This window comes from Catellatospora sichuanensis (assembly GCF_007483665.1).
GTDB classification, from domain to species: Bacteria; Actinomycetota; Actinomycetes; order Mycobacteriales; family Micromonosporaceae; genus Catellatospora; species Catellatospora sichuanensis.
The window spans coordinates 330,221-342,856 of the sequence record NZ_ML660183.1 but is presented as its reverse complement, the minus strand read 5'-3'; the positions used below and the strand labels follow the sequence as shown (position 1 = coordinate 342,856).

The window sequence follows — 12,636 nt, the reverse complement described above, 5'->3', positions numbered from 1 at the left end:
GACTCGAGCGGACTTGTGGGCATACCGCCGACGAGCGCAGCGAGGGGAAGGCATGAGCGCGCTGGCCGCCGTCGGCGGTTTCCTGATCTTCTGCGGGAACACGATGCGGGCACTGTTCCGCAGGCCGTGGCAGGTGCGCGAGTTCGTGCAGCAGGCGTGGTTCCTGTCGTCGGTGTCGATCATGCCGGCGGCGCTGGTGTCGATCCCGTTCGGTGCGGTGATCGCGCTGCAGCTGGGTTCGCTGGTGCGTCAGCTCGGGGCGCAGTCGTTCACCGGCGCGGCGTCGGTGCTGGCGGTGGTGCGCGAGGCGGGTCCGATCGTGACCGCGCTGATCATCGCGGGGGCGGGCGGCTCGGCGATCTGCGCCGACCTCGGCGCTCGCAAGATCCGTGAGGAGCTGGACGCGATGCGGGTGCTGGGCATCGACCCGGTGCACCGCCTCGTCGTGCCGCGGGTGCTGGCGTCGATGCTGGTCGCGGTCCTGCTCAACGGCGTGGTCAGCGTCGTCGGCGTGTCCGGCGGCTACTTCTTCAACGTGATCATGCAGGGCGGCACGCCGGGGGCGTACCTGGCCAGCTTCCAGGCGCTCGGGCAGCTGCCCGACCTGATCTCCGGAGAGCTGAAGGCGCTGGTCTTCGGCCTGGTGGCCGCGCTCGTGGCGACCTACCTGGGGATGAACGCCAAGGGCGGGCCCAAGGGCGTCGGCGACGCCGTCAACCAGTCCGTGGTGATCACTTTCATGCTGCTGTTCGCGCTGAACTTCGTGCTGACCGCGGTGTACTTCCAGGTCGTGCCGCAGAAGGGGTCCTGACATGTGGCGGCTGTTGGACGATCTCGGCGGCCAGCTGGCCTTCTACCTGAAGGCGGCGGCGTGGACGCCGCGCACGCTGCGCCGGTACAAGCGCGAGGTGGCCCGCCTGCTGGCGGAGATCAGCTTCGGCACCGGCGGCCTGGCCGTGGTCGGCGGCACCATCGGCGTGATCTGCTTCCTGACCTTCTTCACCGGGACCGAGGTCGGCCTGCAGGGCTACCAGGCGCTCAACCAGCTCGGCAGCAGTGCCTTCACCGGCTTCATCTCGGCCTACTTCAACACCCGGGAGATCTCGCCGCTGGTCGCGGCGCTGGCCCTGTCGGCGACGGTGGGCTGCGGCTTCACCGCGCAGCTGGGCGCGATGCGCATCTCCGAGGAGGTCGACGCGCTCGAGGTGATGGCGATCCCGTCGGTGCCGTTCCTGGTCACCACCCGGATGATCGCCGGCTTCGTCGCGGTGATCCCGCTGTACGTGCTCGGCCTGCTGGCCAGCTACCTCGCGACCCGCGGCATCGCGACCGTGTACTTCGGGCAGTCGCCGGGCACCTACGACTACTACTTCGACCTGTTCCTGCCGCCCGGCGACGTGCTCTGGTCGTTCGGCAAGGTGCTTGTGTTCAGCGTGCTGGTGGTGCTGATCCACTGCTACTACGGGTTCACCGCGAGCGGCGGCCCGGCCGGTGTCGGCATCGCGGTCGGCCGCGCGGTGCGTACCGCCATCGTCGCGGTCAACATCGTCGACTTCTTCCTCTCGCTGGCCATCTGGGGCGCGGGCACCACCGTGCGGATCGCGGGGTGACGGCGTGACGCAGATCAGGCAACGGTTGCTCGGGGCGGGTTTCGTCCTGGTGCTGGTGAGCGCGCTGGCGTTGTCGGTGCTGGTGTACCAGCGGGCGTTCACGCCGGTGGACTGGGTGACGCTGCGCACCGACCACGTCGGCATGCAGCTGTCCGAGGGCGCCGACGTGAAACTGCGCGGTGTCGTCATCGGCGACGTGCGGGAGATCAGCGCCGACGGCGAGGCCGCCACGCTGCGGCTGGCGCTGGACCCGGCGCTGATCGGCTCGGTCCCGGCCGACGTCACGGCCCGGCTGCTGCCCAAGACGCTGTTCGGCGAGCGATATGTCGAGCTGGTCCCGCCGGTCGCGCCCTCCGGCCCGCGGCTGCGCGCCGGAGCGGTCATCGACCAGGACCGCTCGGCGAGCGCCGTGGAGCTGGAGCAGGTGCTCGACCGGGCACTGCCCGTGCTGCAGTCGATCAAGCCGGACAAGCTCGCCGCGACCCTCGGCGCGCTCGCGTACGCGCTGGAGGGCCGCGGGGACCAGCTCGGCCGTGACCTGAGCACCGCCAACGCCTACCTGGCCGCGTTGAACGAGCAGATGCCGGTCATCGCGACCGACGTCAAGCGGCTGACCCAGGTGCTCGACGTCTACCACGGCGCGCTGCCGGACCTGCTGGCGCTGCTGCGCGACGTCACCGTCACCGCGCGGACCGTCGTCGACCAGCGTGCGGAGCTGAGCCGCTTCCTCGCCGACACCACCGACCTGGCCGGGCGCGGGCGGGAGTTCCTGGACCGCCACGATGCGCGCATCATCCAGGTCGGGCAGGTCAGCCGCCCGGTGCTGGAGCTGCTGGCGGCGTACGCCCCGGAGTATCCGTGCCTGATGCGCGGCCTGGTCGCGCTGCAGCCGCGGGTCGAGAAGGTGTTCAGCACCGGCCGCATGCACATCACCCTCGAAGTGGGCCGGGACAACGGCAAGTACACCGCCGCCGACCGGCCCGTCTACGGCGCCGACGACGGCCCGCAGTGCCGCGGCCTGCCCGACCCGAAGGTCCCGGCCGCCCAGCACCAGATCGACGACGGCTACGAGTACGGCGCGAACCGCTCGCCGCTGCCGTACGCCGACATGGGCTCAGCCGGCACCGCGCAGGAGCAGGCACTGCTCAAACCACTGCTCGGGCTGGCTCAGGGGGCCGGTCCCGAGCAGGTCCCCGATGTCGCGGTCCTGCTGTGGGGCCCGTTGCTGCGTGGAACGGTGGTGAACGCGTCGTGAGAGGCGTCCGGGGTCCGCTGCTCAAACTGCTGGCGTTCGCCGCGGTCACGCTGGTGCTGACCGGCGCGCTGGCACAGACGCTGGGCTCGTTCGGGCTCGGCGGCGGGCACACCTACCGTGCCCGGTTCACCGACGTCACGGGTGTGCTGGTCGGCGACGACGTGCGCATCGCCGGGGTGAAGGTCGGCGAGGTGACCGCGATCCGGCTGGTCGACCGCACCGTCGCGGAGCTGGAGTTCACCGTCGACGAGCAGGTCGCGGTGGCCGCGGGCGTACGCGCGAAGATCCGCTACCGGGACCTGGTCGGCCAGCGCTACCTGGCACTGGCCGAGGGGCCGGGCGGCACCGCCCCGCTGGCCGAGCACGGGCTGATCCCGCTCGCGCAGACCACGCCCGCCTTGGACCTGACCGTGGTCTTCAACGGCTTCCGGCCGCTGTTCGCGGGCCTGTCGCCGGACGAGGTGAACGGCTTCGCGTACGAGATCATCAAGATGCTGCAGGGCGAGGGCGGCACCGTGGCCGACCTGCTGCGGCGCACCGCGTCGCTGACCGGCACGCTCGCCGACCGCGACGAGGTCATCGGCCGGGTCATCACCAACCTGAACAAGGTGCTCGGCACGCTCGACGAGCGCGACGCCCGGCTGTCGGAGACCGTCAAGCAGCTGCAACTGCTGGTGTCCGGCCTGGCCGGGGACCGTGCCGCGATCGGCGACGCGCTGACCAACCTCAGCGGTCTGGCCGACGCGACCTCCTCGCTGCTGCGCGACGCCCGGCCCAGCGTCGCCGCCGACATCACCGCGCTGAACAAGCTCGCGGGTACGCTGATCGACAACACCGAGGTGATCGAGAAGACGCTGGCGACCGCGCCCGGCCGCCTCGACGCGCTGACCCGCACCGCCTCGTACGGATCCTGGTTCAACTTCTACCTGTGCGACTTCGACGGCCGCGTCGTCGCCGCCGGGCAGACGCTCAACCCGGCGACGCTCAACGGCACGTCCGCCAAGTGCTCCGGGGGTGGGCGGTGAAGCGGCTTCTTCCGACGCGCCCGCTGACCCGGCTGCGGGCGGCCGCCGCCCGTGCGATCAGCGGCGGCACCCGGCGTACGGGACGGCCGCCCCGCCGGTCGCGGCCGGCACTGGTCGGCGCGGTGGGCATCGTGGTCGCGGTCGGGCTGCTGCTGGCCGCGTTCCGGATCGACGACCTGCCGCTGATCGGCGGCGGAGACACCTTCCACGCCGCCTTCCGTGACGCGTCCGGCCTCGCCGAGGGCAACGAGGTCCGCATCGCCGGGGTCAAGGTCGGCAAGGTCACCGACGTGGCGCTGGCCCGCGGCGAGTCCGGGCCGTACGTGCGGGTCACCTTCCGGGTCCGCGACGTCGAACTCGGCGCGGACACCGGCGCCACCATCCGGATCAAGACGGTGCTCGGGCAGAAGTACCTGGCGCTCGCGCCGCAGGGTGACGGGCGGCTCGCCGAGGACGCCGAGATCCCGCTGGCCCGCACCTCGTCGCCGTTCGACGTGATGCAGGCGGTGGAAGGGCTGGCCGGGACCCTGCAGGAGATCGACACCGGGCAGCTGGCGCAGGCGTTCACGGTTCTTTCGGAGACGTTCGCCGACACCCCGGCGAGCGTGCAGGCGTCGCTGTCGGGTCTGTCCCGGCTCTCGCAGACCGTCGCCTCCCGCGACCAGCAGCTGCGTGAGCTGCTGGCGCACACCCGCGGCGTCACCAAGGTGCTCGCCGACCGCGACGCGGAGTTCCGCAAGCTGCTCGGCGACGCGAACCTGCTGCTGGCCGAGGTGCAGCGCCGCCGCGACGCGATCCACACCCTGCTCGGCGCGACCGTCGAGCTGTCCCAGCAGCTGTCCGGGCTGGTAGCCGACAACAAGAACACGCTCGGCCCCGCGCTGCGCAACCTGCGCACCGTCGTCGGCGTGCTGCAGCGCAACCGGACCCGGCTGGAGGCGACGCTGACCAGCCTCGCCCCGTTCGTCACCGCGTTCGCGAACGTGACGGGCAACGGCCGCTGGTTCGACTCGTACGTGGACGGCCTGGTGCAGGGCTTCACCCCGACGACCGGAGGTCGCTGATGAACCCGACACGCACCTGGCGGGTCGCGGGCGCGGCGGCGCTGGCCGTGGCCGTGGCGGCCGCGGCGCTGGTGGTGCGGCCGGAACCCGCCCGGCTGCGGCTGACCGTGCACTTCCCGGCCGCGGTCGGCATCCACGCCGGATCCGAGGTGCGGATCCTGGGGGTCGAGGTCGGCGAGGTCGTCGCGGTCACCCCGCAGGGCAAGGGGGTACGCGTGGAGCTGCGCTACGACCCCGACTGGCCCGTACCCGCCGACGCCAAAGCGCTGATCGTCCCGCCGAGCGTGGTCAGCGACCGGTACGTGCAGCTCACACCCGCCTACACCGGGGGACCGGCGCTGCCCGACGGGGCCGAGCTGCCGGTGGAGCGCACCTCGGTGCCGATCGAGCTGGACGAGGTCTACCGGTCGCTGGACGAGCTGAGCACCGCGCTCGGGCCTAAGGGGGCCAACGCCGACGGCGCGCTGCGCGACCTGGTGCGCACCGGCGCGGCCAACCTGCGGGGCAACGGCGACGAGCTGCACCAGACGCTGTCGGGGCTGTCGCAGGCGATGTCGACGCTGTCGGCCGGGCGCGGCGACCTGTTCGGATCCGTCGCCGACCTGCAGCAGTTCACCACCATGCTGGCCAAGAGCGACGGGACGGTGCGCGAGTTCAACGACCGGCTGGCCGCCGTCTCCGAGCAGCTGGCCGCCGAGCGCGCGGACCTCGCCGCGGCGGTGCGGGCGCTGTCGCTGGCGCTGGCCGACGTCGCCGCGTTCGTGCGGGCCAACCGGGCCGAACTCAAAGCCAACGTCGCCGCGCTGGCCGACCTGACCGGGGTGCTGGCACGCCAGCAGAAGGCGCTGACCCAGGTGCTGGACATGGCCCCGCTGGCGCTGTCCAACCTGAACCTGGCGTACAACCCGCGCTCGGGCACGATCGACACCCGCGACAACGTGCTGGGGCCGTACGAGCCGGCCAGCTTCGTCTGCTCGCTGCTGGTCAGCAGCGTCCCGGTGGCCCAGGTGCCCGCCGCCTGCACGGACCTGGCCAAGACCCTGCAGTCGGCGAAGCTGCCGCTCACCGCCGAGCTGCAGAAGCTGCTCAAGGCGGTGGTGAAGAAGTGAGGGCCGGGGTTCGGGCGGCTACCGTTATGACAACCCTGGCGCTGCTGGCGGGCTGTGACGTGGGGCTGCCGGGCGGTTCGCCGGACGGGCCGTCCTATGGGGTGACGGTCGAGTTCGCCGATGTGCTCGATCTGGTGCCGCAGGCCGCGGTGAAGGTCAACGACGTGACGGTGGGCAGTGTCAGCGGCATCGAGCTGCGCGGCTGGACCGCGGTGGTGCGGCTGAAGGTCGCCGACACGGTCGCGCTGCCGGACAACGCGACCGCGGCGATCCGCCAGTCCAGCCTGCTCGGCGAGAAGTTCGTGGCGCTGGCCGGGCCGCAGGGCGAGGCGGCCCACGGCGAGCTGTCCGACGGCGACACCATCCCGCTGGCCCGCACCCGCCGCGGTGCCGAGGTCGAGGAGGTGCTCGGTGCGCTCGGTCTGCTGCTCAACGGCGGCGGCCTCGGGCAGCTCAAGACGATCAACGCGGAGATCACCAAGGCGCTGTCCGGCCGGGAGGGTGACGCCAAGGGCGCGCTGCGGGAGCTGGACCGGTTCGTGACCGGGCTGGACGCGCAGAAGGACGACATCGTCCGGGCCATCGAGGCGCTGGACAGGTTCTCGGCACGGATGGCCGAGCAGACCGGGACGCTGGCCGAGGCCGTGGACGCGCTGGAGCCGGGGCTGACCGTGCTGGCCGACCAGCGGCCGCAGCTCACCGCGATGCTGACGGCGCTGCGCGACCTCGGTGCGGTCGGCGAGCGGGTCATCGAGGCCAGCCGCGACGACACGCTGCGCTCGCTGCGCGCCCTGCAGCCGCTGCTGGAGCAGCTGGTCAAGGCGGGTGACGCGCTGCCGCGCGGGCTGGACTTCGCGCTGTCCTACCCGTTCCCGCCGAACGCGGCCAAGGCGATCGCGGGCGACTTCGTACGCCTGCACGCCACGCTCGACCTCGACGCCGCCTCGATCCTGGCCAACGCCATGGCCGCGGGCCCGGCCGCCCCGGGCACGCCGACGAAGCCCGGCCTGCCGCTGCCGCCGCTGCCCCTGCCGCTGCCCAGCCTGCCGCCCCTGCCGTTGCCGCTGCCGTCGCTGCCGCTTCCGCTGCCCAGCGGGATCCTGCCCAGCGGCCTCCTGCCGGGCCTGCCCGGGCTGCCGGGCCTGGCCGCGACCACGGCGACCCGCGACGGCCGCTGGGACCCGGCGACCGGTGAGGTGGTCCGGGTGCGCGGCGGCCTGAACGAGCTGCTGACCGGAGGTCAAGCATGATCCTCACTCGGCTCGCGCGGCTGCAGCTGCTGCTGTTCGCGCTGGTGGCAGTGCTCGGCGTCGGCTACGTAGCGGTGCGCTACGTGGGTGTCGGCGACGGGCTGACCGGCCGGTACACCGTGCACGCCGATTTCGCGGTGGCCGGGGGCATCTTCGAGAACGCCTCGGTCACCTACCGCGGGGTGCCGGTGGGCCGGGTCGACGCGGTGCGCCTGCACGGCGACGGGGTGCGCGTCGACCTGCGCCTGGACGGCGGCACCCGGGTCCCCGTCGACCTGCGCGCGGTGGTGGCCCACCGGTCCGCCGTCGGCGAGCAGTACGTCGACCTGCGCCCCGACACCGACGCCGGGCCCTACCTGGCCGACGGGGACGTCATCCCGGCGAGCCGTACCGGGGTGCCGCTGCCCGTGGAGACGCTGCTGGCGAACCTGGACGCGCTGGTCGCCTCGGTCGACCCGGCGGAGCTGGGGGCGCTGGTCGACGAGCTGGGCACGGCGTTCGCGGGCAACGAGAGCGCGTTGCGCACCCTGCTCGACTCCGGCGACGCACTGCTCACCGACGCGAACACGTACCTGCCGCAGACCGTCGCGCTGATCCGCGACTCGGCCACCGTGCTGCAGACCCAGGCGCGGTCCGCCGACGAGATCCGCCGCTTCGCCAAGGCCCTGGCGCAGCTGGCCGCGACGGTGCGGGCCGCCGATCCGGACCTGCGCCGGCTGCTGGCCAACGGGCCGCCCGCCTCGGCGGAGCTGCTGGCGCTGCTGCGCGACCTCGACCCGTCGCTGGGCCCGCTGCTCGGCAACCTGATCACGGTCAACGGGGTCGCCGTGCGCCGACTGAACGGCATCGAGCAGATCCTGGTGACGTATCCGCTGGTGGTCGCGGGCGGGTTCACCGTCGCGCCCGGCGACGGGACTGCGCACCTGGGCCTGGTGCTCAACGTCGGTGATCCGCCGGCCTGCAACTACACGAAGTCCGGACAGTCCCTGCGGTGCACCGGCGCCGAGCTCGGACGCGGTTCGGGCGTACGCAGCTCCACTCAAGCCCCGCGGGGTGGTGCCCCTCCGTCCCCTGCGCCTTTGGGCGCGGGTGCGGCGCCCGCGGGCCCGGGCGCCGGCGCGAGCCCCCTCGCGCCGGCGCCCGGCTCCACCGTTGCCGGGTTCGACCCGGTGACCGGGCTGGTGATCGGGCCGGACGGGCTGCCGTTGCAGTTCGGCGGCACCGGCGGGCAGGCCGCGACGGCGGGCGAGCAGTCCTGGAAGTTGCTGTTGCTCAACGGGCTCGCACCCTGACGGGCCGATGAAGGAGACGACGATGAGATTCAGGTCGACCACGGTGCTGGCGGCGGTGCTGGTGGTGCTGCTCGGCGCGGCCGGCTGGCTGGGCTGGCGCTGGCACGACACGCAGCAGCAGGAGCTGGCACGCGAGCAGGCGGTGTCCGCGGCGCGCCAGTTCGTCGTGGACTTCGTGTCGGTCAGCGCGGCCACCATCGACCAGGACATGGCCCGGGTCGCGGTCGCCGCGACGGGGGAGTTCGGTGAGCAGTTCCGGCAGGGCATGCCCGCGGTACGCGCGGCGGTGCTGGAGAACAAGGTGGAGTCCGCCGGGACCGCGCTGCGGGCCGGGCTGGTGTCCGCCGATGCCGACTCGGCCGTGGTGCTGGTGGCCGCCGACGCGACGGTGAAGAACGTGAAGGCGCCCGAGGGCCGGGTGGCCCATTACCGCATCCAGCTCGACCTGGCCCGCGACGCGGGCAGCGGCACGTGGCTGGTCGCCAAGCTGCAGTTCGTGGGATAGGGGAGAGACGGTGACCGTGCAGATGGCTGTGACCGAGGTAGAGGTGGACGACGCGCCGGGCGATGAGCCGCGCGACGGTGACGGGCCGGCGCGCCGGCCGAGGCGGGCGGTGCTCGCGCTGTCCCTGGCGATCGCGATCGTGCTGGGCGTCGGTTGGTATCTCTGGTTCGACCGGGCGCGGATGGGTGAGGCGGAGGCGGCCGCGCGGGAGTGCGCGGCGGTGGCTCCGGCGGCCGCCGTGGCGCTGTTCTCCTACGACTACCGCACCTTCGATGCCAGCGCGGCGAGCGGGCGGTCCTTCGCGGCCGGCACGTTCGCCGACGAGTACGCCCGTACCACGGCCTCGCTGAAGGAGGCCGCGGTCAAGGAGCAGGCCGTGGTGACCGCACAGGTCACCGGTGTCAGCGTGGTGGCCGCCGCGCCCGACCGGGTGGAGCTGCTGGTCTTCGTCAACCAGTACCGGCGCAACGTGAACATCACCGGGGAGAAGGTCGACCAGAACCGCGTCGTGCTGACCTTCACCCGCGTCGGCGGTGCCTGGAAGGTCACCACCGTCACCGCGATCTGATCCGCAAGATCGTCAGACGGAACCGGCCCCGACCAGGGCGGAGTCCCCCAGGATGGGGGTGTGGGCGGGGCGGTTGCGGGGGTGGTGCCGTACGCGCTGGGGGTGGCGGCGAGTCCGTTGCCGATCATCGCGGTGATCCTCGTGCTGTTCTCCGACCGGGCCCGGATCGCCGGGCCCGCGTTCCTGGCCGGGGCACTGGCCGGGGTGATCGCGGTGGGCGCCGCCGTCTACATTCTCACCGGCTACGGCTACCTCGACGGCGAGCACCACGCGGGCACCGCCTCGCAGGTGGTCCGTATCGCGCTGGGCCTGGCCCTGCTGTTCGCCGCATACCTGCACGTCGTCCGGCACCGCCGGAGCAACGGGCAGCATGCCATGCCGAAGTGGATGGCGAGCGCGGATCGCTGGTCACCGGTGAAGGCGGCGATCCTGGCGCTGCTGATGTACGGCGTCGATCCGAAGAACCTCGCCCTGTGCGTGGGTGCGGCCAAGAGCCTCGCCGCGTCGTCGACGGTCGTCGCGATGGTGGCGCTGAGCCTGTTCGCGGTGCTGGCGTGCCTGCCGGTGGCGGTGCCGGTGGTCCTCTACCTGGCCGGCGGTGACCGTGCCGCGAGGCACCTCGGTCGGCTCAAGACCTGGCTGTCCAAGCACCACCTGCTGGTCATGGCCGGGTTGTTGCTCGTGTTCGGCGTTCTGCTGATCAGCCACGGCCTGCGCGGCCTGCTCGGCCACTGACCGGACGCGGCCTGCAGCATCCTGGCCACTGGTCGGCGGCAGGTCCGTCAGGCGAAGGTCGCCACCCGGGCGGCCAGTGCGCGGTAGCGGTCGTGCCGGAAGCCCGGCCGGAAGCCCTCGGTCCACGGTTTGCGCGGGCCCGCGAAATGCATGATCCGCGTGTCCGGGTCGGCCGGCGGCGGGGTTTGCTCCAGCAGGAAGCTGCGCATGTTGTTCCAGCGGTGCGGCAGCCGCAGCCAGCGCCCGTACGCAATCAGGTTCAGCGCGTCCTGGTCCGGGAAGCGTAACCGGCCCGCGTATGCGGCCAGGTATTCCAGGCAGCGAGCAGACACCCGCTCGCGTCGCCACACCGGCAGGTTCATCAGCAGCACGCCGGAGTTGAAGTAGGGGGCGTCCGGGTCGTGCTCCGGGCCTGACCCGGGCAAACCGCCGTGCGTGGCGAACGTGGCGGTGAACGCGTCGCGGACCGCGGCCAGCGGTGCGTCGCCGAGCTCGACGTCCCACAGCGGCGCGAGGTCGCCGCAGACCTGCACGTCGACGTCGAGGTAGAGCAGCCGCCGGGCCTGGTCGCCGATCAGGTCGGGCAGGAGCAGGCGCAGGTACATGCCGGTGCTGACGTAGGCGAGCCATTCCTCGTCGACCACGGGCAGGGCGCGGAAGTCGTCGCCGGTGGTCAGCAGCCGCAGACGGGCGCGCCCGGCGAACTGGCGGCGCAGGGCGGGCTCGCGTTCCTTGGCCACGTCGGTGGTGGTGAGCAGCCAGAACGTGATGTCCTCACGCCCGGGGTGGCAGTCGAGCACGGATTCGACGGCGACCTGGGCGTGGGCGGCGTATGCCTCGTCGAAGGCGAAGGCAATGTCCATGAGACATTGTTTATCATAGATTTACAAGATTTTACATTGCATAGATCGCCTTTCTTAGTAAAGATCGTCAAATCTTTGCACGATGGCGCGGTGCGGCTGTTCGGCTGCCGTCATGTCTGGGGTTACTGGCACGATCCCCGCATGCTGTCGGGACTTGACGATGTCGACTGGACACGGCTCTGCCACATGGAGGGATCCGCGACCCAGGTGCCTGCCTATATCCGCATGCTGCGATCCGAAGACTCGCGGATGCGGGCCGATGCACGTGAATGGCTTGGCAGCCGGATGGTTCACCAGGACACCATCGGCGAGGCTTCGGCGTACGCGACACCGTTCCTGCTGGAACTGCTGGCCGATGAGCACTGCCCTGACCGCGCTGCACTACTGGACCTCATCATCACCAACAGCCGGCCCATGGATGCGCCCTGGCCTCCAGGGCCAGTGCCCGTGGCATATCTGCGATCGCAGGCGGAGGGCGGTGCGGCGCTCATGGCGGCAAAGCCCACCGCTGCACCCGGGGCATATTTTGCTTACCTCATCGCCCTGCAGGTCGAGGATGCAGATCGTCTCCAATCATTCGTCGAACTGAGCGCCTACGACGCGCTCCGTGCCGGACTGCCGCTGGTGCGAACGCTGCTGCGCTCCGAGGACCCGGCGCTGCGTGAGCGCGCAGCGTACGCGCTCGCCCATTTTCCGGAGGAGGCCGACCTGAGTCTGCCGCCCCTTTCCGCCTGCCTGCGACCTGACTCGACCGGCCAGGAGCTGTCGACGGTGATCGCGGCGATCGGCATGCTGGGCGGCGAGATCGGTCGCCATTGGCTGCTGGTTGACAAGCCGGAGGTACGGTTCGCGAGTGCCGCAGCACTGGTGCATGCGCTCGGCGCCGACGCTCCCGACGCGGCGGTCCGCGAGTTGCTGCGCTTGACGGCGTGCGACCAATCCTCGGTCCGGGAGCACCGAGTGTTCGGTACGCGGATCGGCCTCTACGCCTGCGATGTGCTTCGGCGGTGGCGACCTGACCTTGAGGACGAGTTGTTCGCGGCAGCCATGCGAGGTCTGGCCGCGACACCCTATCCAGACTGTATGGGAGTACTGGGCAACCTGGCTGAGATTGCCCGTACCGACCGCCCTTCGCCACCCACGCCGATGGGGTGGGCCGGTTACACGGCACGTCAGCAGGACTTGATCAAGACGTTGGCTGAGCTGCCGGGAGCGTGGCCGCCCGCACCCGCCCGCTTCCACAGCTCCACGCTCCGCCGGTGGGGCCTGCCCGCCGATCGGGACGCCATGCGCGCCTTGGTCCCGGCGACGCTCGGTGTCGAGACTCTCCGCACTGGGCTGGACACGCCGGCCGGGTGAC

13 protein-coding genes are annotated in these 12,636 nt (G+C 71.8%); 12 read left to right on the top strand and 1 reads right to left on the bottom strand.

From position 1 onward, the window contains the following. Positions 1-52: 52 nt before the first annotated feature. The 11 genes from FLL47_RS01500 to FLL47_RS01450 are packed head-to-tail and all read left to right on the top strand — an operon-like array spanning position 53 to position 10,413. Complete coding sequence (locus FLL47_RS01500; RefSeq protein ID WP_144118560.1) at positions 53-811, top strand: MlaE family ABC transporter permease; 759 nt, start codon at positions 53-55, stop codon at positions 809-811. A gap of 1 nt (position 812) precedes the next feature. Continuing rightward, positions 813-1,610, top strand: a complete 798-nt coding sequence (locus FLL47_RS01495; RefSeq protein WP_144118559.1) for an MlaE family ABC transporter permease — start codon at positions 813-815, stop codon at positions 1,608-1,610. Positions 1,611-1,614: 4 nt separating this feature from the next. Then, the gene (locus FLL47_RS01490; RefSeq protein ID WP_186315512.1) at positions 1,615-2,865 is read left to right on the top strand and encodes an MCE family protein; all 1,251 of its coding nucleotides are present in this window, start codon (positions 1,615-1,617) and stop codon (positions 2,863-2,865) included. Further along, entirely contained in the window at positions 2,862-3,890 is a 1,029-nt protein-coding gene (locus FLL47_RS01485) for an MCE family protein (protein WP_246157431.1), read from the top strand. The genes FLL47_RS01490 and FLL47_RS01485 overlap by 4 nt, the downstream gene beginning before the upstream one ends. Next, positions 3,887-4,954 carry an MCE family protein gene (locus FLL47_RS01480; RefSeq protein WP_246157430.1) on the top strand — a complete coding sequence of 356 codons (1,068 nt, stop codon included), beginning with the start codon at positions 3,887-3,889 and terminating at the stop codon, positions 4,952-4,954. The genes FLL47_RS01485 and FLL47_RS01480 overlap by 4 nt, the downstream gene beginning before the upstream one ends. Continuing rightward, positions 4,954-6,063 carry an MCE family protein gene (locus FLL47_RS01475; protein ID WP_144118557.1) on the top strand — a complete coding sequence of 370 codons (1,110 nt, stop codon included), beginning with the start codon at positions 4,954-4,956 and terminating at the stop codon, positions 6,061-6,063. The genes FLL47_RS01480 and FLL47_RS01475 overlap by 1 nt, the downstream gene beginning before the upstream one ends. Before the next feature lie 26 nt (positions 6,064-6,089). Beyond that, complete coding sequence (locus tag FLL47_RS01470) at positions 6,090-7,313, top strand: MCE family protein (RefSeq protein WP_144118556.1); 1,224 nt, start codon at positions 6,090-6,092, stop codon at positions 7,311-7,313. After that, positions 7,310-8,605: an MCE family protein gene (locus FLL47_RS01465; RefSeq protein ID WP_144118555.1), complete on the top strand. Its 1,296-nt coding sequence runs from the start codon at positions 7,310-7,312 to the stop codon at positions 8,603-8,605. Before FLL47_RS01470 ends, FLL47_RS01465 begins: the two co-directional genes overlap by 4 nt. A gap of 22 nt (positions 8,606-8,627) precedes the next feature. Beyond that, positions 8,628-9,110, top strand: coding sequence for a hypothetical protein (locus tag FLL47_RS01460; protein ID WP_144118554.1), 483 nt, complete (start codon positions 8,628-8,630; stop codon positions 9,108-9,110). 10 nt (positions 9,111-9,120) lie between these two features. After that, positions 9,121-9,678, top strand: a complete 558-nt coding sequence (locus FLL47_RS01455; protein ID WP_144118553.1) for a hypothetical protein — start codon at positions 9,121-9,123, stop codon at positions 9,676-9,678. Positions 9,679-9,738: 60 nt separating this feature from the next. Beyond that, positions 9,739-10,413: a GAP family protein gene (locus FLL47_RS01450; protein ID WP_144118552.1), complete on the top strand. Its 675-nt coding sequence runs from the start codon at positions 9,739-9,741 to the stop codon at positions 10,411-10,413. Positions 10,414-10,460: 47 nt separating this feature from the next. On the opposite strand, the gene FLL47_RS01445 is transcribed toward FLL47_RS01450, so the two are convergent. Next, complete coding sequence (locus tag FLL47_RS01445; RefSeq protein ID WP_144118551.1) at positions 10,461-11,276, bottom strand: glycosyltransferase family 8 protein; 816 nt, start codon at positions 11,274-11,276, stop codon at positions 10,461-10,463. Positions 11,277-11,366: 90 nt separating this feature from the next. On the opposite strand from FLL47_RS01445, the gene FLL47_RS01440 reads away from it, so the two are divergent. Then, on the top strand, positions 11,367-12,635 hold the full coding sequence (locus FLL47_RS01440) for a HEAT repeat domain-containing protein (RefSeq protein WP_144118550.1): 1,269 nt from the start codon (positions 11,367-11,369) through the stop codon (positions 12,633-12,635). Position 12,636: the final 1 nt, after the last annotated feature.

Coding starts and splice junctions, on each gene's coding strand:
- FLL47_RS01500 (WP_144118560.1), top strand. CDS start 53: ATGAGCGCGCTGGCCGCCGTCGGCGGTTTCCTGATCTTCTGCGGGAAC.
- FLL47_RS01495 (WP_144118559.1), top strand. CDS start 813: ATGTGGCGGCTGTTGGACGATCTCGGCGGCCAGCTGGCCTTCTACCTG.
- FLL47_RS01475 (WP_144118557.1), top strand. CDS start 4,954: ATGAACCCGACACGCACCTGGCGGGTCGCGGGCGCGGCGGCGCTGGCC.
- FLL47_RS01470 (WP_144118556.1), top strand. CDS start 6,090: ATGACAACCCTGGCGCTGCTGGCGGGCTGTGACGTGGGGCTGCCGGGC.
- FLL47_RS01465 (WP_144118555.1), top strand. CDS start 7,310: ATGATCCTCACTCGGCTCGCGCGGCTGCAGCTGCTGCTGTTCGCGCTG.
- FLL47_RS01460 (WP_144118554.1), top strand. CDS start 8,628: ATGAGATTCAGGTCGACCACGGTGCTGGCGGCGGTGCTGGTGGTGCTG.
- FLL47_RS01445 (WP_144118551.1), bottom strand. CDS start 11,276: ATGGACATTGCCTTCGCCTTCGACGAGGCATACGCCGCCCACGCCCAG.